The 23,315-nt window shown below is 36.1% G+C and carries 23 protein-coding genes and 1 pseudogene; 10 read left to right on the top strand and 14 right to left on the bottom strand.

The annotated features are described in order from the left end of the window. Nucleotides 1-3: 3 nt before the first annotated feature. From APRE_RS08550 to APRE_RS08520, 7 genes and pseudogenes are all read right to left on the bottom strand, one after another. The gene (locus APRE_RS08550) at nt 4-183 is read right to left on the bottom strand and encodes a DUF6903 family protein (RefSeq protein WP_015778586.1); all 180 of its coding nucleotides are present in this window, start codon (nt 181-183) and stop codon (nt 4-6) included. Nucleotides 184-185: 2 nt separating this feature from the next. Then, complete coding sequence (gene gnpA, locus APRE_RS08545; protein ID WP_015778585.1) at nt 186-2,345, bottom strand: 1,3-beta-galactosyl-N-acetylhexosamine phosphorylase; 2,160 nt, start codon at nt 2,343-2,345, stop codon at nt 186-188. Further along, nucleotides 2,342-3,196, bottom strand: a complete 855-nt coding sequence (locus APRE_RS08540; RefSeq protein WP_015778584.1) for a carbohydrate ABC transporter permease — start codon at nt 3,194-3,196, stop codon at nt 2,342-2,344. The genes gnpA and APRE_RS08540 overlap by 4 nt, the downstream gene beginning before the upstream one ends. Before the next feature lie 9 nt (nt 3,197-3,205). After that, nucleotides 3,206-4,096 (bottom strand): carbohydrate ABC transporter permease, encoded by an 891-nt coding sequence (locus APRE_RS08535; protein ID WP_015778583.1) that lies wholly within the window; start codon nt 4,094-4,096, stop codon nt 3,206-3,208. Nucleotides 4,097-4,146: 50 nt separating this feature from the next. Continuing rightward, nucleotides 4,147-5,352, bottom strand: a pseudogene (locus APRE_RS08530) (carbohydrate ABC transporter substrate-binding protein); the annotation flags it as partial. A 23-nt stretch (nt 5,353-5,375) separates the two neighbouring features. Next, a complete protein-coding gene (locus tag APRE_RS09955) occupies nt 5,376-5,570 on the bottom strand; it encodes a hypothetical protein (RefSeq protein ID WP_041449716.1) in 195 nt (64 codons plus the stop codon). Nucleotides 5,571-5,791: 221 nt separating this feature from the next. After that, nucleotides 5,792-6,178 (bottom strand): PTS sugar transporter subunit IIA, encoded by a 387-nt coding sequence (locus APRE_RS08520; RefSeq protein ID WP_015778582.1) that lies wholly within the window; start codon nt 6,176-6,178, stop codon nt 5,792-5,794. A gap of 379 nt (nt 6,179-6,557) precedes the next feature. Here APRE_RS08520 and thrS point away from each other — a divergent pair, with 379 nt between their 5' ends. The 3 genes from thrS (at nt 6,558) to APRE_RS08505 (ending at nt 11,089) form a co-directional block, all read left to right on the top strand. Continuing rightward, nucleotides 6,558-8,480: a threonine--tRNA ligase gene (thrS, locus tag APRE_RS08515; RefSeq protein WP_015778581.1), complete on the top strand. Its 1,923-nt coding sequence runs from the start codon at nt 6,558-6,560 to the stop codon at nt 8,478-8,480. Nucleotide 8,481: 1 nt separating this feature from the next. Further along, a complete protein-coding gene (locus APRE_RS08510; protein ID WP_015778580.1) occupies nt 8,482-9,657 on the top strand; it encodes a carboxylate--amine ligase in 1,176 nt (391 codons plus the stop codon). A 70-nt stretch (nt 9,658-9,727) separates the two neighbouring features. Then, the gene (locus APRE_RS08505) at nt 9,728-11,089 is read left to right on the top strand and encodes an MATE family efflux transporter (protein ID WP_015778579.1); all 1,362 of its coding nucleotides are present in this window, start codon (nt 9,728-9,730) and stop codon (nt 11,087-11,089) included. A 34-nt stretch (nt 11,090-11,123) separates the two neighbouring features. Here the strand turns inward: APRE_RS08505 and APRE_RS08500 are convergent, their stop codons facing one another. Next, nucleotides 11,124-11,978, bottom strand: a complete 855-nt coding sequence (locus APRE_RS08500) for a hypothetical protein (protein ID WP_015778578.1) — start codon at nt 11,976-11,978, stop codon at nt 11,124-11,126. A 68-nt stretch (nt 11,979-12,046) separates the two neighbouring features. Here APRE_RS08500 and APRE_RS08495 point away from each other — a divergent pair, with 68 nt between their 5' ends. Together APRE_RS08495 and APRE_RS08490 are read left to right on the top strand one after the other, a co-directional pair. Beyond that, on the top strand, nt 12,047-12,661 hold the full coding sequence (locus APRE_RS08495) for a hypothetical protein (protein ID WP_015778577.1): 615 nt from the start codon (nt 12,047-12,049) through the stop codon (nt 12,659-12,661). Between the two features lie 8 nt (nt 12,662-12,669). Next, entirely contained in the window at nt 12,670-13,575 is a 906-nt protein-coding gene (locus APRE_RS08490; RefSeq protein WP_015778576.1) for a CPBP family intramembrane glutamic endopeptidase, read from the top strand. Between the two features lie 221 nt (nt 13,576-13,796). Here the strand turns inward: APRE_RS08490 and APRE_RS08485 are convergent, their stop codons facing one another. After that, nucleotides 13,797-15,077: a glucose-6-phosphate isomerase gene (locus APRE_RS08485; protein ID WP_015778575.1), complete on the bottom strand. Its 1,281-nt coding sequence runs from the start codon at nt 15,075-15,077 to the stop codon at nt 13,797-13,799. A 317-nt stretch (nt 15,078-15,394) separates the two neighbouring features. Here APRE_RS08485 and rbr point away from each other — a divergent pair, with 317 nt between their 5' ends. The 4 genes from rbr (at nt 15,395) to APRE_RS08465 (ending at nt 17,840) form a co-directional block, all read left to right on the top strand. Then, a complete protein-coding gene (rbr, locus tag APRE_RS08480) occupies nt 15,395-15,985 on the top strand; it encodes a rubrerythrin (RefSeq protein ID WP_015778574.1) in 591 nt (196 codons plus the stop codon). Nucleotides 15,986-16,102: 117 nt separating this feature from the next. Continuing rightward, nucleotides 16,103-16,825: a glucosamine-6-phosphate deaminase gene (gene nagB / locus APRE_RS08475; RefSeq protein ID WP_015778573.1), complete on the top strand. Its 723-nt coding sequence runs from the start codon at nt 16,103-16,105 to the stop codon at nt 16,823-16,825. Nucleotides 16,826-16,936: 111 nt separating this feature from the next. Further along, on the top strand, nt 16,937-17,146 hold the full coding sequence (locus tag APRE_RS09950; protein WP_049756238.1) for a helix-turn-helix domain-containing protein: 210 nt from the start codon (nt 16,937-16,939) through the stop codon (nt 17,144-17,146). Then, on the top strand, nt 17,139-17,840 hold the full coding sequence (locus APRE_RS08465; RefSeq protein WP_015778571.1) for a DUF3169 family protein: 702 nt from the start codon (nt 17,139-17,141) through the stop codon (nt 17,838-17,840). The genes APRE_RS09950 and APRE_RS08465 overlap by 8 nt, the downstream gene beginning before the upstream one ends. A gap of 99 nt (nt 17,841-17,939) precedes the next feature. Here the strand turns inward: APRE_RS08465 and APRE_RS08460 are convergent, their stop codons facing one another. From APRE_RS08460 to APRE_RS08440, 5 genes are all read right to left on the bottom strand, one after another. Next, the gene (locus APRE_RS08460; RefSeq protein ID WP_015778570.1) at nt 17,940-18,413 is read right to left on the bottom strand and encodes a DUF5301 domain-containing protein; all 474 of its coding nucleotides are present in this window, start codon (nt 18,411-18,413) and stop codon (nt 17,940-17,942) included. A 144-nt stretch (nt 18,414-18,557) separates the two neighbouring features. Next, nucleotides 18,558-18,986 carry a hypothetical protein gene (locus APRE_RS08455; RefSeq protein ID WP_015778569.1) on the bottom strand — a complete coding sequence of 143 codons (429 nt, stop codon included), beginning with the start codon at nt 18,984-18,986 and terminating at the stop codon, nt 18,558-18,560. Between the two features lie 159 nt (nt 18,987-19,145). Continuing rightward, nucleotides 19,146-19,577: a DUF3021 family protein gene (locus tag APRE_RS08450; RefSeq protein ID WP_015778568.1), complete on the bottom strand. Its 432-nt coding sequence runs from the start codon at nt 19,575-19,577 to the stop codon at nt 19,146-19,148. Between the two features lie 9 nt (nt 19,578-19,586). Next, nucleotides 19,587-20,027: a LytTR family DNA-binding domain-containing protein gene (locus APRE_RS08445; RefSeq protein WP_015778567.1), complete on the bottom strand. Its 441-nt coding sequence runs from the start codon at nt 20,025-20,027 to the stop codon at nt 19,587-19,589. 137 nt (nt 20,028-20,164) lie between these two features. Then, a complete protein-coding gene (locus APRE_RS08440) occupies nt 20,165-21,397 on the bottom strand; it encodes an aminopeptidase (RefSeq protein ID WP_015778566.1) in 1,233 nt (410 codons plus the stop codon). A 111-nt stretch (nt 21,398-21,508) separates the two neighbouring features. Here APRE_RS08440 and pepF point away from each other — a divergent pair, with 111 nt between their 5' ends. After that, nucleotides 21,509-23,308, top strand: coding sequence for an oligoendopeptidase F (gene pepF, locus APRE_RS08435; RefSeq protein ID WP_015778565.1), 1,800 nt, complete (start codon nt 21,509-21,511; stop codon nt 23,306-23,308). The last annotated feature ends 7 nt before the right edge of the window (nt 23,309-23,315 follow it).

The raw sequence follows: 23,315 nt of genomic DNA, 5'->3' as shown, positions 1-23,315 counted from the left end.
CTCCTAAGCGTGTCTTCTGTTGTATAGGTATAAAACTAAAAGCAAAATGGCAAGGGATAGGAATTGAATAAGAAGTGGTCCATATCCTGCTTTTCTATGTCCTAGAAATTGTAAAACAACACCTACTACAAACAATATTAAAAGTATTAGATTGTCTATTTTTCTCTTTTTATAATAATCCATAATCATTCCTCAAACCAAATCAAATCGCCTGCTTCGATTTCTACTTCATGACTATTTCCTTTGCCGTCATAAACTATAGATTTGACATCATCGGTTGAATTGTTTATGACACAATATTTAGAAAGATCAGGATAGGCCGCTACTTCTAGCCTTACGTCTTTGGCAAAGTATTTTTCTAAGTCATCTTCCTTGTGAGCAACGTAGTGGATGGCTCTTTTTAGAAGTCTGGTATTTTCTAGGCTGTAGGCAAGTCCCATAGCATAGAAGCTCCTTCCTTTTCCGTATTCATTTGCTGCCATTTGAACTTCGTTGTTAGCATATTTTAGGATTTGAGTTTTGTCAGATGTGGCATAGACATTAGGTCTTTCCTCGCCATAGACATAGTCTTCTAGGTCTTTGGTTATGAAGTGATCTTCTATTTCCTTGGTGAAGTATCTGTCATAGCCTTGAGAAAATCCTTTCTCTACATCAACTCCCATAACATCTGCGAGTTGGAAGAACCTTCCCTGGTGTTGGTAGGCTGTTGGATCTCCAATTCCTATAAAGCCACCACCTTCGTAGACGAACTTTCTAAGATTTGTAAGAACTTCAGGATCTAGGAAGCTATCTCCACCAGAAAATGCTGTGTAGGCATCTCCTGCATTGATAATTACATCTATATCATCATCAATTCCAGCCTTAACATCATCGAAGTTTATGAAAGTAACCTCCATATCCATTCCAGAAAGAGCTTCCATCATACCGCTGTAGGAGTATCCTAGTTTGAACCATTTGCCGTGGGCTACTACATAGGCTCCCCAGGTTCTAATTTTTCCCCAAGAGTTAAGTATTGCGACCTTGCATGACTTGTAAGCTGTAGCCTTGGAAGAAATGTCGTGGATTTCTCTAAATTCGTCAGCTACTTTTGTAATGTAGTCTATAAATTTTGGGAACTTGTATGCGAGAGATAGGTAACCACCATAGCCAATCCTATCTAGGGGAGATCTTAGCAAGGCTCTCCTTGCCTTAACCCAATTGTCCTTTGCTTCGATTGATGGGTCGTTTCCTTCGTAGAATTCATCAGGGAAGAAATAAGGGAGGAATCTTCCTTCTGTCATTGGGACATCTATATCAGAAATTATTCTAAGAGTTGCTCCATCTCCTACAGATCCTACTACTCCGTCAAGTCCTATATTTTTGAAATACTTACCGTAAGGTTCTGTTCCAATCCAATGGTCACCCAAAAACATAATCGCTTTTTTATTGTATTTGTGGACTAGGTCGACTAGTCTTTTGGCTTTGCTAGACACGTATTTTTGTTGGAAGTCAATATAGTCTAAGTATCTCTTGCTAGGGATTCTGTAATTGCTGTTGTAGAAGCCTTGGTCTATGAAGTCTTCGCTCGTGAGCCTATAACCGTATTCTTTCTCAAACTCTAGTATAGCTTCTGGCGAAACACTATTTGAGTAGCCAAACCAGTCTACATACTTTTCCTTGGCATCTTCATTAAATATCAGAGAAAATTGATAGAAGAAAGTAGTAAATCTTACTACATCTGTCTTAGGATTTTCCTTTAACCAATTTTCTAAATTTTCTTCAACAAACTTGCTCGATTTCTCATATCTTACATCGAAAGGAATATGGTGAGCTACCTCATCGCCCCAATCATTTGTGATGTGGTTATACATCTGCACTGGATCCCAAATGCCATAGGCTAGGAAGTTTACTGTATAGACATGGTAAGGAATGGTCTTCACACTTACGATATTTTTCTCTTTATCTACTTCCCAATCATCGCGACTTACGACTTCTCCAAGGGTCCTGTCGTATACTTCCCACCAGTCTTTAGGCTCATAATCATAGTCTGCTATGATTTGTTCTGGATAGTAGCCTTTTAGGAAAGAAATCTCAGTTGTATCTTCAGTAGCTGTTATAAAATCACTTATCAAGAAATATCTTGATCTTTCAAAAGGAACAGTCTCTGCAAAGTCATTATGGCCCCTGCTTGGGAAGAAGTTTGTGTATATATCAACTCCTTCTATGTCTTTGATATCTTCTGGAAGATAGGTTCCATCAGAGTCTCTTATGGCATCTGCTCCTAGTCTTTCTAGCATCTCAATAGTTTCATCGTAAAAGTTAGCTTCGCTTGGAAGGGTCAATCTTCCTCTTTTTTTATCAATCATCCTTTATCTCCTCCTACCATCATTCCTTCAGTGAGTTGTTTTTGTACTAGTATATAAATAATAAGTGTTGGTATCATAACGATTACAAGTCCTGCGTACAATCTTCCGTAATTTGCCGCTCCCCTTGCAGCCTGTTGTAGATTGATTAGGCCCACTGGAAGGGTTCTTTTTTCTGGATCTGTCATTAGGGTTAAGGCTAAGATATATTCATTCCAGAAACTTAAAAAGTTAAACAAGATAACTGTAATTACAGCAGGTTTTGCCATAGGAATCATTATATCAACCATTGTCCTAAAGTATCCTGCTCCATCTATATAGGCTGCTTCCTCATAAGATTTACTGATTGCAGAAAAGAAATTGGTCAACAAATAAACTGTAAAAGGAACAGCAGTCGAAGCATAGATTAAGGCTAGGACGAATCTATTATTTAACAAGCTTGTTGGTAGGAATTTTGAAACATTTCTTACCATCAAGAATATAGGAATAACTATATAAGATAGGTTTATGAAAAGCCCTGCTTTTACGTAAGAATTTACAAACTTTCTTCCCTTAAAGTTCATCCTAGCGAGGATATAGGAAAAAGGAAGAGCAATTATCAAAAGTATGGCCAAGGCTGTCGCTGTAACTACTAGGGAATTTATAAAATAATCTCCCATATTAGCAGCAGACCAAGCATCCTTGAAGTTATCAAGATAGAATCCAAGAGGGAGGGCCCAAGGGTTGCCATAAAACTCTGGATTAGTCTTAACCGATGCCATAAAGACCCAAGCTACTGGGATAATAATAGATAGGGCGAATATGGCAAGGCATAGGTATATAAAAATATTAAAAATATTTACTTTTTTCTTCATAATATTCTCCTAGTATTGTAAAATATCTCTCTTGCTTAGCTTATGGATAATAGCTGATAGGATAAAAGAGAAAAGGAAAACTACAACACCTATAGCAAGACCATATCCAAAAGATGAATTGGTGTAAGCTTGTTCGTATTGGTAGTTAAGAAGGGTTAGACTTGCTCCGTCAGGACCTCCGCCAGTTAGGGCCTTTATAATCTGAAAGGCTATGTTTATATTAGAAATTACATAAAAAGTTAGGGTTGTCCTTATTGTTTCCCAAGTGAGTGGGAGGGTAATGTCAAAGAATTGTCTTACTCTTCCGGCTCCGTCAAGGTTTGCAGCTTCATAAAGATGTTCAGGAATCTGACTCATAGTTGACATATACATTACCATATAATAACCTATCGCTTGCCAAATCATCGCAAAGGCAATGGAATAAACTACATACATCCTATCTCCAAGGAGGGGAATGTTGGTATGATTTTCATTAAACAATCTCAAAAATCCATTAACAAGTCCTTGATCCATTCCATAGATTGCTGCAAAGATAGATGCAATAACAGCTATAGATAAGATATTAGGTATGTAGAAAATAATCCTAAAGAAATTCCTACCTTTGAGTTTTTCCCTAGATAAGACTGAGGCGAATACAACGGCAAGAAACATAGTGACAATTGTAACTATAACTATCAAAAATATAGTGTTTTGAAAAGATCTAATAAAATTATTATCCTTTACCAGTAACTTAAAGTTATTTAGGCCTACGAAAGTTTTCTTACCAGATAAGCCCCCGGTCTTAAAGAGAGACTCGTAGAAGACGCTTATTGCAGGATATACCATGAAGATTGTGTAAAGTATCAAGGATGGTAAAAGTCCACTTATAATAAATTTCTTCTTCTCTTTACTGTTTTTCATATTGACTCCTTATAAAAAGAAAGGCGGGAAAGCCCGCCCTTGATTTCTAACTATTTTTGAGCTTTTACAGCTTCTGATATTTTTTTTGCTGCAGAGACAACGTCTTTTTGCCAGTCTTCTACAGATTTATCGCCATTTGCAACTGAGTTTATTGCATCGAATAACTCTTTTGTCATATCTACACCCTCAACTGCTGGAGCTTGTCCCCAACCACCTAGGGCTGCAGTTACATCATCTTCATAGATTGAGTAGAATAATTTTTGATTTTCATCAGTAATCATATCTTCGATGCCGTTGATTGGTTGAACAGCTCCACCATTTTCTAGGAAGAGTTTGCTTGCTTCATCAGAGTATAGGTAAGCTATAAATTCTTTGGCAAGGTCAGCTTCTTTAGTAGATTCTGTAATAAAGATTTGTTCAAACCAAGAATAAGCATATCTTTTGCCTTCGTTCATTGAAGGTAGAGCCATTAAACCCCATTCGAAATTATCTGCTACACCTTGAGCATCTTTCATTTCTTCAACAATCCATGTACCATTAGGCATGAATAAGCTTTCGTTTTTCATTACTTGAAGTTGGTTTTGGGTGAATGATTCGTTGTTTGCTTGAGCAACTGTGTTTGGATTTAGATATTTTAGGATTTCTCCAACAGTTTCAAAGTATGGAGTTGCTTCATTCTTCCAAGCTTCTGGGTCATAGTTTACTAGTTTGTCGAATAATTCAGATCCACCAATGCTATAGAACATTGCAAATGAGAATGTATCGAAATATCCTGTTGTTGGATAAGTAAATAGGGAAATGCCGTCTTTCTTAGCTTCTTCACCAAGAGCTATGAACTCATCCATTGTCTTAGGAAGTTCGTATTTTCCGCCACCTTCTTTAAACATAGCCTTGTTATACCAAAGACCTGTTGGTGAATAGAAGAGTGGAGCAAGATAAGTTTTTCCATCCCCATAAGGATTTGTTACTGCTGTATCTGTAAATCCAGGGATAATTTTTTCAGAAACTTTTTTATCTTCTCCAGGAACTGTCATGTCTAGGACATCTGTTATATCCATCAACATATTTTCCTTAATCATTGTTTCAGTAAGACCTGATTCTTGGCCGATGTTGTTGTAGATTACATCAGGAGCGTTTCCTGCTTGGATTTCTGGTCTTATAACTTCGTGGATATTCTTTTCGAATTTAGCTTCTACTTTAGCTCCTGTCATCTCTTCGAAGCTTGCAATTACCTTTTTCCAGCCTTCAGTTCCGTAACCGCCGTCAAGTCCTGCGAGGGTTAGGGTCTTTCCAGCAAACTTCTTGTCAGAATTATCCGCAGATGAATCTTCTTCTTTGCTGTCGTCTTTTGCTCTGTCTGCTCATTAGCTGGAGCAGCTTCTTCCTTTTTGGCTCCGTCGTTTTCCTTAGCGCCACAAGCTGTAAATGCAAAAATTGCGAGTGCTGCTAATAAAGTTGTTTTTAACTTCTTCATATTTTCCTCCTTAAATATGGTAGTTACCTTTATCTAAATTATAAGCAAAGGTTTGCAATTTGTCAAGAGCTTTTTTGTCTCAGGAATAAAACTAATCATATGCAAGTGATACTAAGGTGTTTTAGAAGTATTTGATATTTTATTTTGCCTAAAGAGTAAAATCGAAAGATAATAATAAAACATTTACAAGGTCTTTAGTGGCTATATGGATACTACCACTTCTATTCAAATCTAAATACAGAGGCCTTGGCGTGGTCAATTATATCTTTTATATAAAGGTCTAAATCAGCTATTTCGCTTGTTAGGGCGTAGTAGAGCATTTCGAAGTTAACTCCTGAGACAAAGCTAATCTTATCGTATTTGCTTAGGGACAAGACAGCCCTGTTAAAGGGGGTTCCTCCTCCTATGTCTGCGAGGACTACTATATTGTCGTAAGCTTTTAGGTCCTCGTAGGCTTTCTCTAACTTTTCGTCTAGCTTTTCGTAGTTTTCTCCTTCTTTAAATTCACATATTCTAATATTTTCAAATTCTCCTGCAATCATTTTGACACTTGAATATATGCCAGAGGCGATTTGCCCGTGGCCTGTTAATATTACTGCGTTTTTCATAAATCTTCCTTTACTTTTTCTTTTGATATAATTATAAGTTAGGGAAAAGGATTGGTCAATTATAGTTTGTTTTTCTTTAGTGTAAAACAGAAGAAATATTTGAAAATATCAATTTATAGGGTAACATAACTTTATAATTAATATTTGACTTAGACAGGGAGCTTTGTTTTATCACATGCTTACAGAAAGAAACAGTTGTTGAGAAGTTTCAGCACAAAAACACAAGTACCACCCTGGAGTTTCTCATGTAATGTGAGACGTTTGGGCGCGATAAGCCTTCTAATGAGTTTAAAATTAGGTGGAACCACGAACGAAAGACGTATCGTCCTATAGCCAACTGGCTGGGGCGTACGTCTATTTTTTATTTTAAGGAGAGATTATGATTAAGATTAAATTACCTGACGGATCAGTTAAGGAATATGAAAGCGGAGTTCTCGTTGGAGATGTTACAAAGGATATCTCCATGGGACTTTTTAGAGCTGCAGTAGGAGCTGTAGTAAATGGAGAAATCAAAGGCTTTGCTGAACCTATAGAAGAAGATAGTGACTTTAGAGTTGTTAAGTTTGAAGATAAGGAAGGAAAGGAAATTTTCTGGCATACTTCTTCTCACGTGATGGCTGCTGCTATTAAGGAAATGTATCCAGAAACAAAATTTGCTATAGGACCAGCTATTGATGATGGTTTCTATTATGATATGGACCTTGAGCACAGATTTACTCCAGAAGATCTAGAAAAAATCGAAAAGAAAATGCTAGAGATTGCAAAACGTGATCTTAAGCTTGAAAGAGTTGAAATTTCTAGGGCTGAAGCTTTGGAGAAATTTAAGGAAGAAGGTCAAGACTACAAGGTTGAGCTTATAGAAGATCTTCCAGAAGATGAAAAGATTACTCTATATAAGATGGGAGATGCCTTCACAGACCTTTGCAGGGGACCTCACCTTCTATCAACCAAAGCTATCAAGGCTGTTAAGCTTAAGACAATTGCCGGTGCTTATTGGAGAGGAGATTCTGATAGACAAATGCTTCAAAGAATCTACGGAATTTCCTTCGAGAAGGCTAAGCAATTAGAAGAATACGAAGAACTTCAAAAAGAAATCGAAAAGAGAGACCATAGAAAGATTGGTCGTGAGATGAATCTTTTCACCTTCCACGAAGAAGGACCAGGCTTCCCATTCTTCCATCCAAATGGAATGATCCTAATGAACGAGCTATTAGGTTGGTGGACAGATGTCCTAAATGAAAATGGATACGGAGAAATCAAGACTCCACTTATCCTAAATGAAGACCTATGGCATAGATCAGGTCACTGGGACCACTACAAGGAAAACATGTACTTCACAAAAATTGACGGTGAAGCTTACGCTATTAAGCCAATGAACTGCCCAGGTTCTGTTTTGACTTATGCTTCTAACCAACACTCTTATAGAGACCTTCCTATTAGACTTGCTGAGTACGGTCAAGTTCACAGACACGAGCTTTCAGGAACCTTACACGGACTTTTCAGAGTAAGAACATTTACCCAAGACGATGCTCACGTATATTGTCTTCCAAGCCAAATCAAGGAAGAAGTTTATAGGATGATTGACCTAGCAGACCTCCTCTATTCAACATTTGGTTTCAAATACACAATCGAGCTATCAACAAGACCAGATGACTTCATGGGAGATATCAAGGATTGGGACTTTGCTGAAGACCAACTTAAGAAAGCCCTAGAAGAACGTGGAATCGAATATGAAATCAACCCAGGAGACGGTGCTTTCTACGGTCCAAAGATCGACTTCCACCTCCTAGATGCTGCTAAGAGAGAATGGCAATGTGGTACTATCCAACTTGACTTCCAACTACCACAAAACTTTGACCTAACTTATATAGACGAAAATGGTGAAAAACAAAGACCAGTTATGCTTCACCGTGCCCTACTTGGATCAATCGAAAGATTTATCGGAGTTCTAACAGAGCACTTTGCAGGAAGATTCCCACTATGGCTCAACCCACAACAAGTTGAAATAATCCCAGTATCTGACAAGTTTATCGACTACTGTGAAGATCTAAAAGAAAAAATCAAAGAAGCAGGATTTAGAGTAAATATTGACTACAGAAGTGAGGGAGTAGGATACAAGATTCGTCAAGCTCAACTAATGAGAACAAACTACATGCTTGTAGTAGGAGAAAAGGAAGAAACTTCTGGCAAACTTACTGTAAGAAATAGGGACGGAGAAGAGACAGCTGACGTTTCAGTAGATGAATTTATAGAAAAAATCTCTAAAGAAAGAGATTCAAGAAGCATGGAAAATATATTCTAAGATGACCTTCAATGCGATAATCTTAGGAACAGATCACAACAGCTACTCTGTGGCAAGAAGCTTTTATGAGGCCTTTGGCAAAAAGCCTATTGTCATAGGGGCGGCTGTCCTCGTTCCTTTTTATAAATCAAAGATTGCTGATGTCTACACCACCAAGGGATTTTCATCAGACGACGAGATTTTTTCAAATTTTATCAATGAAGTTATAGAAAAAAGAGAGGAAGAAGACTTTGTATTTTTTGCTCCGACAGAAAGATACATAGATACTCTCCTAAGAAATGAGAAAAACTTTAACTTTTCCTACCACATTCCTTATCCAGACCTTGAGTGGGCAGAAAAGCTCTTGAAGAAATCAGAATTTTACTCTTATTTAGAAAAAATCGACCTTCCTTATCCTAAGACTTATATAGCTAATAAGGATAATATAGATGGGCTTGATTTTGATGGGGAAATTTTCCTAAAGGCAGACGACTACGATGCTCTTCTCGATTCATCATGCGAAAACATCCAAAAGGGCTATCATGTAAGAAATAAAGATGAGGCTAAGGAAGTCCTAAGAAAGGTCTACGATAGTGACTTTAGGGGAGATTTTATCTGCCAGCAATTCATAAATGGAGGCCAGGGAAGTGAGTATTCCCTAAATGGCTATAGGGCGAGTGATGGGAAGATTTCCTTTGTTCTTGCAAGAAACCTCCTATCAGATTTAAGGCCAATGTGGGTGGGAAACCACCTAGTCCAAGTAGATAGTGATGAGGACGTTATGTATGATTTGGCAGAAAAAATCGTGAACTCTCTTGACTACCACGGACTATTTAATCTAGATTTTAAGAAAGATTCAAAAACTGGCGAGATCTTTGTCCTAGAGATGAATATAAGACAAGGCAGGACCTTTTATTACTCAACTCTAGCTGGGGTGAACCTAATCGAGCTTGCTATAAATGATTTGATTTTTGGCAAAACTGAGGCTAAGAAGACTCAAAGGCCTTTCAGGCTCCAGGCGATTTCTACTAAAAAAGCCTATGAAAATGTGGAAAAAGAACTCAAAGAGGAGTTTAATAGGAAAGGTCGAGAAGAAAACTCGGCAATTCACGTCATAAGCGATTATGATGATAATATGCTTAGAAAACTAAAAGTAAATGAGTCTATAAAAAGACAAGAAAAAGAATTATTTGACTAAGGAGATATCGGTTTATCCGGTATCTCTTATATTGCCAAAAATTTTATCAAGAAAAAAGAAAGGAGATTATATGGACAAAACTATAAGCAAGAAAGAAAATATCATGGGAACCATGCCTGTTGGAAGTCTTCTTATAAAGATGAGTATACCTATGGTAATTTCTATGCTTGTTCAATCAATTTACAATGTAGTGGATTCGATATTTGTTGCTAGAATTTCGGAAGAAGCCCTTACGGCAGTATCCCTAGCCTTCCCAGTACAAAACATCATGCTTGCCTTCGCTATAGGAATTTCAGTAGGAGCAAGCGCCCTCTTGAGTAGATATTTGGGTATGGATGATAAGAAAAGAGTAGGATCTGTCGCCATGCACGGGGTTGTCTTATCTGTCGTTGGGGCTATTGCCTTTGCCTTATTCGGTATATTTTTTACTGATTTTTTTGCCGATTCACAAGCAGCGTCTCCTGAAATCGTAGCCTATACCAGGGATTACTTGTGGATTATTACTATATTTGGTTTTGGTTTGTTCTTCCAAGTCCTTTGTGAAAAGCTCCTCCAAGCGACTTCTCTTACCTTTTATACCATGATTGTCCAAGTATCAGGAGCCCTAATCAACCTAATCCTAGATCCAATCTTTATCTTTGGCCTATTTGGCTTTCCAAGAATGGAAGTAAAAGGAGCAGCCCTAGCTACTGTGATTGGACAAATCGGAGGATCTATTATAGGTCTTATTATAAATAAGACAAAGAATACAGATATAGAAGTAGATTTCAAACATTTTAGACTTCATGGGGATATATTAAAACAAATATTTTGGATAGGCCTTCCTTCTATAGTAATGAGCGCCATATCTTCTGTGGTTATTTTTATCCTAAATGCCATGCTCAGAGCCTTTGGCCAATCAGCAATCGCAGCCTATGGGGTAATGTTTAAGCTTCAATCCTTTGCCTTCCTTCCAATAATAGGAATTTCTAATGCTATGGTTTCAATCATTTCCTTTAACTATGGGGCAAGGCATGTGGCTAGGATTCGTAGGTCAATCAAGCTTGCCCTCATATCGGGTATGGTCCTTGTCGGAATTGCTACTGTATCTTTGTGGATTTTGCCAAATCAAATCTTTGACCTCTTCAATGCGACAGAAACCATGAGAGAAATCGGAGTTCCAATGATCAGGATAGTCTCCCTATCTTATATAGTAGCTTCAGTTTCTATAATATCTGTAGGAGTCTTCCAAGCCTTGGGGAATTGGCAATCAGCAATCCTTCAATCTTTCCTAAGACAAGTCTTTATCCTCCTACCAACCTTCTACCTATTTTCTCTAACAGGAAATATAGATCTAGTATGGTGGTCCTTCCTTATATCTGAAGGACTTAACACAATCATGTGTGTGTATTTCTTAAAAAGAGATATCAAAAACAAAATAGACGTATTATAAAAAGACCAGCTCTCTTTCCCAGAGACGCTGGTTTTTATATGCCTATCAATAAAATATTTATAGGTCTTATATTTAATTTAAAAAGTACTTGACCGATGAATAGACTTATAAGTGTAGCCAAGAGGCTTGTAACTAGGATGTTTTCTCCCAAAACAAGTCTTAGGCCTATAAAGATTGTCGGATACATATAAATATAGACAAAAATCATAAATTTCTCGAAGGATACTTCACTAGCCTCGCAAAAGCCTTTTAGCATGAGATAAATTATTAGGACAAAAGATAAGAAATATCCGTAGCCTAGCTTATATTTATTGCTAAGGAAGATTTCCAAGATTAATATTCCTAGAGCGAGTATATAGAGGAGGGGATTTATCTTATCCGCTCTTCTGATCCTAAGGCCCATTACAAAGACAGCAAAATATAAGAAAATGTCTTTTAAATTTGGAAAGCCTATTAGAATTTTGCTATAATCATAGTAATAGAATAAAGCAAGGCTAATGATACCGAGTATGGTTGAAAAATTACTGCCGAAAATCCTATTAATTAAAAATTCCACTAAGAAAAATATACCCACAAGACTTATAAGGTCATAAAGTCTTCTTAGAATTTGATAGAAGTCGTCTAAGATGGATTTATTTAAACTTAGCTTAAAACCCTTTATGAGAAAGAAATTAATCAAAAGATGGAAGACTAAAGGGAGGAATAAGAGACCGACCCTTCCTGTATCCATAAAAGAAATCATATAGGCGATGTAGGCTATAAGATAAGTGTTTACTATCCTATAGATAATTTCCGTATTTAATTTTATTGAAGGAGCTGCAATTGGGGTAAAAAAACTAATAATGAGTAGGATAAGCCCCAAAAGGCTGGCTAAATTTATTTTTTTCATACTTAAATCATATCACAAATAAGAAAAATTACTAATAAAATGATATAATACTCAATATAGGAGCAGATATGAATAGACAAAGAAGGCCATCTGTGGATGGTAGAGAATCGAGAAATATAAGAAGAGAAGAACTAAGGCGAAAAAAGCGAATCAAGAAACGTAGAAGGGAAAGAATCCTCCGCATAGGATTTATCCTTGTAATATTATTCGCCCTAATATTTGCTGTAAGAAAGCTTACATCTTCGAATAAGAAAATAGCAAGCGATATAGAAACAGCTATCAAAAGCTATGACGAAGCCTATTTTGACAAAAATATGGACAGGATGGATGTAATTATGGATGCCCTAAAGAAATCCTACTCCAAGGATGAGAAGGAAGAGAAGGAATTCTATGAGGCAGCCTTTAAGAACTTATCCATAACTTATATAGAAGAAAAAAAGGTAGAAGGCGGTAAAGAATTAAGCCTTGAGATAGAAAATGTCAACTATATAGATGTCTACAATAGCCTAGAAGCAGGATCAAGTCACGAGGATTATATTAAGGCCTTGTCAAGGGAAGATAATCCTAAAAAGAAGGCTAGAGTTAGTATTTTTATAAGAGATAAGATGTTTTCAAAGAAGATTTATGAGTCAAGACCCTTTGTAAATGCAATATTGGGAGGGGCCCTAGATTACGCAAACTAGGAGGATATATGTTTTACGCAAACGAATCAATCAAAGAATGTAAGAGGGTGATGAAGGAGAGAAATTCTCTGGCATTCACAATTCATTTATTTATCCTGATGATTTTAGCTATGTCTTTTTCTCATATCCTAATTAGATTGGTATCTAATCTTATAGGCAAGGGAGATTTTCTTATAAGAAAGTTGGGAGAGAATCACGAGTATGCCATGATTTTTAATCTTTGGTCTACTTTACTGGTAAGCCTTAGCGTATATATATTTGTTAAATATTATCAAAAGAGAACTCCCGCATCGCTTGGCCTTGTAGATGATAAGAAGGGTAAATCTTATCTCAAAGGTCTTCTTATAGGAAGTGGGATGATTGGTGTATCCTTCCTTTTTTCTTATCTATTGTCTGGATTTAAAATTCGTACAAATATATATAAAGTAGATTTTAAGATTTATCTTTTATTTATGATAGGCTGGATCTTCCAAGGATTTGAGGAAGAATTTATCACAAGGTCAGTACTAATGAATTATCTAGGAGCGGTTAGAGATCCCAAGGTAGGTATTATTGCCAACAGTCTGATATTTTCTATCCTTCATTTGGGCAATTCTTATTTTAACCTCCTAGCCTTTGTCAATATATTTTTGATGGGACTTGTATTTTCTATGCTTTTTTATATAGGAGATAGTATATATATATCAGCCGCTGCCCACAGCGTGTGGAATTTCCTCCAAGCTAACTTTTTTGGAATAAATGTAAGTGGGATAATTACAAGCAAAAACACGATTTTTTTAAGCGAATCTGTAGGAAATAAATGGATAAGTGGGGGAGGCTTCGGCATAGAAGCAAGTCTTGTAGTTACAATAGTTGAGACACTTGCCTTGTATTTACTATATAAGAAGGCGAGAAAAGTCAGTTTAATAAGATAGAAAAGGGGCTGTTGCAAAATTATGAATAATCATCGTACCATCGTTAGAAGGTTCTCTTAGGAAATTTTACCTCCCATGGCCGGTGGGCCGATCGGCGCCTTCCGGCTCAGGGAGGCGATTAGCCCGTCGGCTTAATGAGACTTTCCGTGGAGGTTCTTCTAACGATAATGGTACGATTTATTCATTCTGCAACAGCCCCCTTTTAAATTCTATATTTGTTTTTATTTATTTTCGTATCCTGGTTTTCCAAGAAGTTTGAACATTTGTGTCTTGTATTCTTCAACTCCTGGTTGGTTGAATGGATTTACCCCTAGCATGTAGCCTGAAACTCCTACAGCTATTTCGAAGAAGTAGAAGAGTTTGGCGATTTCTTTTTCATTAACGTCATCCATTTCAATTCTGATATTTGGAACATCTCCCTTAACGTGGGCTATTGTTGTTCCTTCCATGGCTTGTTTGTTTACAAAGCTCATTGTCTTTCCAGCGAGATAATTTAATCCGTCTAGATTGTCCTCATCTTCCTTGATTGTAAGGTCACTTACAGGATTTTTAACCTCTATTACAGTTTCGAATAAGTTTCTCTTACCATCTTGGATCATTTGCCCAACTGAGTGAAGGTCTGTTGTGTTGTTAACAGATACTGGGAAGATTCCCTTACCATCTTTTCCTTCGCTTTCAGCGAAAAGTTGCTTCCACCATTCAGCTATATATTTAAGTTTTGCCTCGTAGTTTACAAGAACTTCGAGGCCCTTGCCATCTTCGTTAAGCATATTTCTAATAGCGGCGTATTTTATAGCAGGATTGTCAAAGGACTTTTCTTTGTAGAGGTCTCTACCCTCAGCGAAGCCTTCCATAAACTTATCTATATCTATGCCACATGCAGCAAGTGGTAGGAGACCTACAGCAGATATTACAGAAAATCTTCCACCTATATCATCAGGAACTACAAATGTCTCATAGCCTTCTGCATCAGCAAGCTCTTTTAAAGCTCCTTTTTTGCTATCAGTTGTTGCAAAAATTCTCTTTCTTGCTTCTTCCTTGCCATATTTTTCTTCTATTGCTTCTCTTAAGAATCTAAAAGCAATAGCAGGCTCTGTTGTTGTACCTGATTTTGAGATTACATTTAGACAATAGTCCTTATCCTTTAGGTAGGCTAGAAGTTCATTTAAGTATTGGCCTGAGATTTGATTTCCTGCATAGATTAGCTTAACTTTTCTATCAGATCCGAAATAAGAATCGCAAGCCACATCTACTGCCTTGATTCCTAAATAAGATCCACCGATTCCTATGGATACTAAAATATCAGAGTTTTCTCTTATTCTTTCAGCAGCCTTCTTGATTCTTTCGAACTCTTCCTTGTCATAATCGACTGGTCTGTCAATCCAGCCCAAGAAGTCATTGCCCTCGCCAGTTTTTCCCATGAGGGTATCGAAGGCGGTCATGGCTTTTTCTTCATAGCTATTAATCTTTTCTAAGTTTACATTATTAAAATCTAATTTCATATTCTCCTCCTGTCTTTCTAAGTGTATTATACCCGATAATGCTATTTTCCATTATCAAATAATTATGCATTGCAAAAAAATTATCTATATAATAACTATAAGAAAATATAAAGTTTTCCTTAAATCATATTTTAAAAACTATCTTGGACAAAGATCGCTATAATAAGGGAAGAAATAAGAATTAAATATGTAGTTGATAATGATTATATATATCATATTTAGAATGAGAAAAACTTTAGAATGATTCTTGACAAGTGCAAAAATAAAGATTATAATATGAATAGAAGTTGAAGAGAAAAAGAAAAAGGAGATTACATATGACATTAAAAGGAACAAAAACAGCATCTAACCTTATCACATCATTTGCAGGTGAAAGCCAAGCAACAATGAGATATAGATATGCAGCTAAAGTAGCTGACAAAGAAGGTTACAAACAAATATCTGCTATATTTGAAGAAACAGCAAGAAACGAAGTAGAGCACGCAGCAAGATTCTACAAATTCCTAAAAGAAGAGTTCAAACTTGATGCTATCGAACTTAACCCAGAATACACAGCATTCCCAGTAGTATTCCACGATACACTTACAAACCTACAAGGTGCAATCGACGGAGAAAACGAAGAATGTGAACATATGTATCCATCATTTGCAGACGTTGCAGAAGAAGAAGGATTCGACGAAATCGCAAGAGCATTCAGAAATGTTGCTAAAGCTGAAGGGGCTCACAGAGACAGATACCAAAAACTACACGACAATGTAGAAAACGGAAAAGTATTCGAAAAAGACGAAAAAGTTATCTGGAAATGCGGTAACTGCGGATTCCTTTACGAAGGAAAAGTAGCACCAAAGATTTGTCCAGCATGTGCACACAAACAAGAATGGTTCGAAATCGCAAGCTTCAACTATTAATAACATATCCAAGACCAGGGGCTAAGCTCCTGGTTTTTTTCTGTCTAAAATAGCGACATTTACTAAGAAAATGTATAATTGAAGAAAACAGAAGATATTAGAAGATAAGGAGAAAAAATGAAAGTTATAGTATGTAAAGATTATGATGATATGAGCAAAAAAGCAGCTGACCTTGTTATAAACAATATCAAATACAAGCCACAAATAAAACTAGGACTTGCGACAGGATCCTCACCAATAGGACTCTACGAAAACCTAGTTAAGGCAAATGACGAGGGTGAAATTAGTTTCAGATATGCTAAATCAGTAAATCTCGACGAGTATGTTGGAATTGATCCGGATAATGAACAATCCTATAATTATTTCATGAGAAAGAACTTCTTTGACCATGTATCCTTCAACGAGGGAGCGAATATCATCCCAAAGGCAAGTGAAGTAGATGAAAAATACGCCAAAGAATACGACAAAATCTTAGATGACTTCGGCCAAAGAGATATACAAATTCTAGGAATTGGAGAAAATGGCCACATCGCCTTTAATGAACCAGGAGCTATGCTAAGCAAGAGAACATCTATAGTAAAGCTTACAGAATCCACAATCGAAGCAAACTCTAGATTTTTTGAAAATGAATCCGATGTTCCAAGATATGCTATATCAATGGGAATGGCAGATATATTTAATGCCAAGACCATAATACTTCTTGCAAATGGGAAGAAAAAACATGAAGCTGTTAAAAGACTTATAGAAGATAAAAATATATCGACAGATCTTCCAGCAGGATTCTTATCCCTCCATCCTAATGTTTATATTTATGTAGACGAGGAAGCTTATAGGGGTTAAAAACACACAGCCAGGGCCCTTGCTCTGGTTTTTTTATGCCAGCTATTGACAAAGATAGTTGTCAAAGATATAATAATGACAACAATAATTGTCAAAAGAAAGGAGGATTTATTGAGATTAGTTAATAACCTTTCTAGTTTGAGGAAGGAAAAAGGTATGAATCAGACAGAGCTTGGAGAGAAGGTTGGAGTTTCTAGACAGACCATCTCTCTAATAGAAAGAGGAGACTACAACCCATCTATTGTGGTTGCCCTAAGTCTTGCTAGGGTGTTTGAAGTAAAAGTCGAAGATATTTTTATTTTGGAGGAGATTAATGAATAAGAAAAAATTTTTAAAAATTATGATTATAGGAATTTCGTTGGGAATAATTCTTAGATCTTTTTTAACTGAAGATTTATTAAATGGTTTAGATATTAATATAAGAAGTTTTTTCCTTGAGTATGCTTTTTACTTAGTTTTTATAAGTATAGGATTAAGCCTTGTTGTCTCTTATATATTTTATAAAAAAAGTTATAAATTAGTTAATAATGGGCTAGAATCAGACGGCTTAATTGAAACGAAATATACAAATTATAGTTTGCTTGCTAGAGATATTGGTATTGTATTAACCTTTATGAATTTTACTATCCTAATGCTTGCGACAAACTTAGATGGTGGAGTCAATAATAATAATAACGTTCTACAATTAATCGCCGTTCTTCTGGGAATTTTTGTATTTTTATATTTAAGCTCCCAAATTCTTAACAAGAACTACAGGCTAATCCAGGAAATCGAGCCAAATAGGAAAGCTGACACTCTTGATTTTAAGTTTAATAAGAAGTTTATAGAAGAATCTGATGAGATGACCAAAGCCCGTTATTACAAAAAAGGTTACAAGGGCTACATGGCTATAGTTCTTACCAACTTTATAATGCTAGTAGTCCTATCAGGCCTCGCCTTTTACACAGATGTAGGGATACTAGCACCAATATTTTTAGCTATTTCTTCTATTATAGGAATTATAGCAGCAAAATAAATAAAAAAGAAGGCTTCTGTCAATTGCTAACAGGAGCCTTTTATCTTACTTACAGGGAAAGGACTTATTATTGAAATCTAAAATACCTAATCTATAAACTTAGAAATCATCATCCAAGATATCTTCTAGATCTTCTGAAATATTTTCCTTATCCTCTTCTTTTACGGTGGATTTTAGGAAGGAAGAAATATCCTTATAAGAAAGCTCGTAAATTCCCACATAGGCTTGTTCGAAATAAAGTTTTTTATCTTCTTCATGGATGGTATTTATTATGTATCCGCCTTCTGACATTTCGATACTTACTAGGATAAACTCGTCTTTATTAGGAAAATCTGATACGCTTTCTTTCTTTGTTCGTTTAGAGTTTTCTAACAATTGTAGAAAATTTTCTATATCATTATTTTCATTAATTGTCCGTTTTTCAACTCCTCTATCATTTGCAATTTTGATAAGGCTAAGGCTTCTTACATCATCTGCCTTGGGAAGACTCGGTCCTTCCTTATTAGGTCTTATCTTTAATAAAACGCCTATGATTATTAGACCTATTAATACAAGGTAGTACTTTTTCTTCATTATTCATCCTTTCATCTTCAATAATATTACTTTTATCTTTTTTCACTATATTATAGTCATATTAAAGTGTAAAAACTTGCGATATAAGAGGCGAATCAGTATGTCTTACAAGGATAAGAAGGCTAGTAGTCTTAGCTTAAAATTTTAAATCTGAAGGTCGAGTATATAGCCCTTATTTAAGTCGTAATTTATAATAAAGAGGCTCTTATGACCTTTTTTGTCGAAATCTTCCTGATATTTGTAGATAGTACTAGGGTTTTTCTCCAGAAGCTCTATTGAATGAAGAATATCGTCATAGTCATCTATTTCTTCCTTACTAGTCTTCATAATTTGCTTAAGGCCTTTTGATTTTTTGTAGTAATCATCATCTATGCTTTTTCCTTTAATTATATTCTTGTCAGTAATTATAATTTCATAGATATCGAAATAATCATCACCAAAGGCCCTCTGAGATTTGTATATTTCCTTTATCTTGTAAGATTTATTTTTCTGTGTATTTTTCTTGGATATGGAAAATACAGCTAAAAATCCCAGAATTATAAGTATCAAGATTTTCAATTTATTATTTTTCATCTTATTATCCTTCCTTTTTCAGCAAAATTCTAATTTAAATTACCTGAGATAAATTGCAAACTTTATCTATTAAAGGAGCTTATTATTTTTCCTAAGTTTAGATAAGGATAAGATACTGTATTCTAATTTTAAAACAAGCTCGGTTTCCTGAGCTAGTCTTTATTTGGATAGTTTCTTATTTACCGCATCAATAGTTTTTTTGTCATGGATGTAGTAAATTATCCCTATTATAATATAGATTATTACAAAAACACCTATTGGATATATTAGGATTTTGGATGCTTCAAACCATCTTAAATAGATTCCTGCAAATATAAAGTAGGAAATAAGGATTAAGAAGTGAATTATTTGTTTTCTTCTGCTATATTCTTCTCTTAACTTTAATATAATTGAACTAAGTTCTGGGATTAGGCCAAAGCCACCGTAGATTAAAACTTGAATTATTCTTCCCGTACCTGGATTTACTCTAGCTAAAAATTCGGGATATCCTATAAAATCAAAGCCTAGATATAGGGATGCTAATGCTTCTATTATTCCTCCAATTCCAACGCCTACTAGAAATTGTATTAGTAAATTTTTGATATTTTTCATATTCTCCCCCTAAAGGCCCAAGGCCTTCTTAAACTCTTTAAGTTTTCTCCTAGAAACATAGCTGACATCTCCGTTAGCAAGTTCAACCGCAATTGTTCCTGTAAAAGAGAGGTCAAGTCTTTTTACATAGTCGAGGTTTACGATTTCAGATCTAGAGATTCTGATGAAATTTCTTCTGTCAGCCTTTGATTCAAATTCATAGATAGTAAGCCTAGTAGTGTAGGTATTATCTTTCGTTTTGATATATACACTTTTATCCTGTGCATATATTCTTATTATCTCATCAAAGGATAGGATAAATACTTCCTTAGACTGAAAAGCCACTATCTTATCAAGGAAAGTTTCACTTAGGGCATCCCTTATATTTTCAACTTCTTTAGAATACTTATTGGAATAAATCTTGACATTGGTTTCTTCTATCGATTCATCTATGATTATTTCAACCTTCATTCCTACCTCCTAAGACTATTATAGATTATCTGCTTTAAGGATTCACTTGTTTTCTGATAAAAGGTCGCTTTCCTAAGATAAGTGGACAAAAAAAGGCCTATCGATACAATCGACAGGCAAAATATATTATATTTTTTCTAGAAGGCCCAGTTGCCTTTTTCAAATATTTTAAATTCTTCTTCATTCTTGTAGCCAGTAATCTCCAAATCGCTTGTTCCTACCATGAAGTCCTCGTGGATTAGGGAATCGTTTAGGCCGATTTCTTTTACCTTGCTATCATCTAGATCGCTTCCTCCTTCGACTGTTGTTGGGTAGGCTTTACCTAGGGCGAAGTGGCAGGAGGCGTTTTCGTCAAAGAGGGTGTTGTAGAAGAGGATGTTGGAATTTGATATTGGGGAATCGTAAGGGACTAGGGCGATTTCTCCTAGGTACTTGCTTCCTTCATCGCTATCTAGCATCTTTCTTAGGGTGTCTTCTCCTTCTTTGGCAGAAAAAGATACTACTTTTCCATCTTTAAATTCAAATTCGAAATCATTAATTACAACTCCGTTATAGACTAGAGGCTTGCTAGCTACAAGTTTACCATCTACTCCATCATATTGAGGTGATGTAAAGACTTCTTCTGTTGGCATATTTGGGATAAATCTATCGTTTTTCTCATTTTTTGATCCTGCAGACATCCAAATATGATTTTTAGGAAGTTTGACCCAAAGGTCTGTTCCATTACTTGATTTGTAGTGGACCTTGTCGAATTGATGGTCATTTAAGAATTTAGCCTTCTCATCTAGGGTGTTGATGTGATTTGTCCAGTTAGCCTTTGTCTCATCCCATGATTCAGAGACTCTTGATACATCTAGGATTGTTTCCCATAATTTGTCGTAGGCTTTTTCTTCGGATAAGTCTGGGAAGACTTTCTTGGCCCATTTTTTGGTTGGGACAGAAATTACTAGCCAAGATAGGATATCATTCATGGTGTATTTTACATATTCCTTGGTTTTCTTGCTGTTTTCTCTGATAGCTTCAGAAATTTTTTCGCTATCAAGTCCCTTTAGTAGGTCTGGGTCTTCTGCGTAGATTGAAATCCTGTTTGATTTCTTTTGAGCTATTTGATAATCTAGCTTTTCTATCTTCCAGTCAGGAACTTCGTTTAGGGTATCCTGGTCTTGGTATTCGTAAGTTAGTCTTGTTATTGTGTCATCTTTCCAGTCGATTGCCACATTTCTTGCTCCCTTTTCGTAGGCGGCCTTTGCGATAAGGCGGCAAAGCTCAGGGCTTTCGACAGGGGATGTGATTAGGACGTCTTCTCCTTTTTGTACATTTACGCCGAATTCTACGGCAAGTTTAGCGAAGTTTTCTATTCTCTTATTCATTGCTCCTCCTTTTTTTCCTATTATACTTCTATTGTAATTAAATAATATTGTAGATGATAGATACTATCATTTTGGGTAGAATAATTGTAATGAAGTAAAAAGGAGATATAGATGAAAAAAAGAAGTGAAGTTGATGTAAAAGAAACTTGGAAGATCGAGGATATGTATGCCGACGATGATGCCTTCTACGAAGAAATAGGAGAGCTAAAGGCTAAGGCAAGCGAATTTTCTAAGGAATTTAAGGATATAGAAACAGTAGAAGAAGTATCAAAATCCTTGAGAGAGTATTCAGAAATTATTGCTATAGTAGATAAGCTAGGAACCTTTGCGGGAATTTCTATGGAAGTTGATACTACAGATGATCATATGGCCAAAAGATATGCAAGGCTTGGCAATGAGCTTTCTAAGGTATTTTCTGACCTATCTTTCTACGAGCCAGCTCTTTCAAGACTCGATAAGAATATCCTAAGCCAAGTAGTTGAAAAGAATAAGGATTTTGCCTACTTTATAGAAAGAATAGAAGACAAACAAGCCCACATGCTATCAGATGAGACAGAAGCTGTCCTTGCAAGTCTCGAGCCTACTTTCGATGCCCCATATACTAATTACAACGACATGCGTTATGGAGATATGGACTTTGAAAACTTCGAATATGAGGGAGAAGAGATCGTCCTAAACCACAACACATTCGAAGAATTCTTAGAAACGGATCCAAGGACAGATTTAAGACGTGAATCCTTTAAGAGATACCACGACGTTCTTAGAAAATACCAAAACGCAGATGCTTCAGTTTATAATACCCAAGTGACAAATGAGAAAAGACTATCTGACATTCGTGGCTATGAATCAGTTTTCCATTATCTCTTGGCCCGTCAAGATGTCGATTTCGATATTTACGAAAATCAATTAGACACAATCATGGAAAAACTTGCTCCTCATATGAGAAAGTACGCAGAAATCATCAAGAAACACTACGGTCTAGATGAGATGACCTACGCAGACCTAAAGCTTGCAATAGACCCGGATTATGAACTTGAAGTTGATATAGACAAGGCTCGTGAATACATCCTAGACGGACTTTCTCCCCTAGGAGAGGAATATGTATCATATCTTGATAAGGCCTTTTCTGATAGGTGGATTGACTATGCCCAAAACACAGGCAAGAGAACAGGAGCCTTTTGTGCAAGTCCTTATAAGTCCCATCCATTTATAATGACGACCTACAACAATTCCATGAGCCAAGTTATGACCCTAGCCCACGAGTTAGGCCATGCCTGCCAGGGGATTTACTCAAACGATAATCAAGAGGCTCTGCTTTCTGGTATGAGCATGTATTTTGTAGAATCTCCATCAACAGCCAACGAGATAACTATGGAAAGATATCTCCTAAACAAGGCAGAGGACGATAGGGAGAAATTGTGGGTACTTTCTACAATGATTGGAAAGACTTATTATCACAATTTCGTTACCCACTTCCTAGAAGCAAGTTTCCAAAGAGATGTTTATCGTGCAGTAGAAAAAGGAGAGAGCCTTTCATCTTCTGACTTTAATAGAATCTTTAAGGAAAATCTAGAGAAATTCTGGGGAGATTCTGTAAAACTTGATGAGGGAAGCGAGCTAACTTGGATGAGGCAACCTCACTATTATATGGGACTTTACCCTTACACCTACTCAGCAGGCCTTACTATCGGAACAATAATTTCAGATAAGATTGTAAATGGTACAGACGAAGATAGGAAAAGATGGATAGATGTCTTAAAGATGGGTGGATCAAAAGGACCAATCGACCTTGCCAAGGAAGCTGGAGTAGATATGACTACTACAAGGCCTCTTGAGGAAGCCATAGAATTTATAGGGTCAATAATCGATCAAATCGACGAGCTTCTAGCAAAGCTTGACATGTATAAGTAGAAATTAA

Source organism: Anaerococcus prevotii DSM 20548 (assembly GCF_000024105.1).
GTDB lineage: Bacteria > Bacillota > Clostridia > Tissierellales > Peptoniphilaceae > Anaerococcus > Anaerococcus prevotii.
This window is presented reverse-complemented; position numbering and strand designations above follow the sequence as displayed.

Excerpts from the sequence above, each read along its gene's own strand:
- APRE_RS08510 (WP_015778580.1), top strand. The coding sequence starts at position 8,482 with ATGACCTTCAATGCGATAATCTTAGGAACAGATCACAACAGCTACTCT.
- APRE_RS08455 (WP_015778569.1), bottom strand. The coding sequence starts at position 18,986 with ATGAAAAATAATAAATTGAAAATCTTGATACTTATAATTCTGGGATTT.
- APRE_RS09955 (WP_041449716.1), bottom strand. The coding sequence starts at position 5,570 with ATGAAGAAGTTAAAAACAACTTTATTAGCAGCACTCGCAATTTTTGCA.
- APRE_RS08450 (WP_015778568.1), bottom strand. The coding sequence starts at position 19,577 with ATGAAAAATATCAAAAATTTACTAATACAATTTCTAGTAGGCGTTGGA.
- APRE_RS08490 (WP_015778576.1), top strand. The coding sequence starts at position 12,670 with ATGTTTTACGCAAACGAATCAATCAAAGAATGTAAGAGGGTGATGAAG.
- APRE_RS08540 (WP_015778584.1), bottom strand. The coding sequence starts at position 3,196 with ATGAAGAAAAAAGTAAATATTTTTAATATTTTTATATACCTATGCCTT.
- APRE_RS08520 (WP_015778582.1), bottom strand. The coding sequence starts at position 6,178 with ATGAAAAACGCAGTAATATTAACAGGCCACGGGCAAATCGCCTCTGGC.
- rbr (WP_015778574.1), top strand. The coding sequence starts at position 15,395 with ATGACATTAAAAGGAACAAAAACAGCATCTAACCTTATCACATCATTT.
- thrS (WP_015778581.1), top strand. The coding sequence starts at position 6,558 with ATGATTAAGATTAAATTACCTGACGGATCAGTTAAGGAATATGAAAGC.
- pepF (WP_015778565.1), top strand. The coding sequence starts at position 21,509 with ATGAAAAAAAGAAGTGAAGTTGATGTAAAAGAAACTTGGAAGATCGAG.
- gnpA (WP_015778585.1), bottom strand. The coding sequence starts at position 2,345 with ATGATTGATAAAAAAAGAGGAAGATTGACCCTTCCAAGCGAAGCTAAC.
- nagB (WP_015778573.1), top strand. The coding sequence starts at position 16,103 with ATGAAAGTTATAGTATGTAAAGATTATGATGATATGAGCAAAAAAGCA.
- APRE_RS08505 (WP_015778579.1), top strand. The coding sequence starts at position 9,728 with ATGGACAAAACTATAAGCAAGAAAGAAAATATCATGGGAACCATGCCT.
- APRE_RS08550 (WP_015778586.1), bottom strand. The coding sequence starts at position 183 with ATGGATTATTATAAAAAGAGAAAAATAGACAATCTAATACTTTTAATA.
- APRE_RS08535 (WP_015778583.1), bottom strand. The coding sequence starts at position 4,096 with ATGAAAAACAGTAAAGAGAAGAAGAAATTTATTATAAGTGGACTTTTA.
- APRE_RS08445 (WP_015778567.1), bottom strand. The coding sequence starts at position 20,027 with ATGAAGGTTGAAATAATCATAGATGAATCGATAGAAGAAACCAATGTC.
- APRE_RS08440 (WP_015778566.1), bottom strand. The coding sequence starts at position 21,397 with ATGAATAAGAGAATAGAAAACTTCGCTAAACTTGCCGTAGAATTCGGC.
- APRE_RS08500 (WP_015778578.1), bottom strand. The coding sequence starts at position 11,978 with ATGAAAAAAATAAATTTAGCCAGCCTTTTGGGGCTTATCCTACTCATT.
- APRE_RS08460 (WP_015778570.1), bottom strand. The coding sequence starts at position 18,413 with ATGAAGAAAAAGTACTACCTTGTATTAATAGGTCTAATAATCATAGGC.
- APRE_RS08495 (WP_015778577.1), top strand. The coding sequence starts at position 12,047 with ATGAATAGACAAAGAAGGCCATCTGTGGATGGTAGAGAATCGAGAAAT.
- APRE_RS08485 (WP_015778575.1), bottom strand. The coding sequence starts at position 15,077 with ATGAAATTAGATTTTAATAATGTAAACTTAGAAAAGATTAATAGCTAT.
- APRE_RS08465 (WP_015778571.1), top strand. The coding sequence starts at position 17,139 with ATGAATAAGAAAAAATTTTTAAAAATTATGATTATAGGAATTTCGTTG.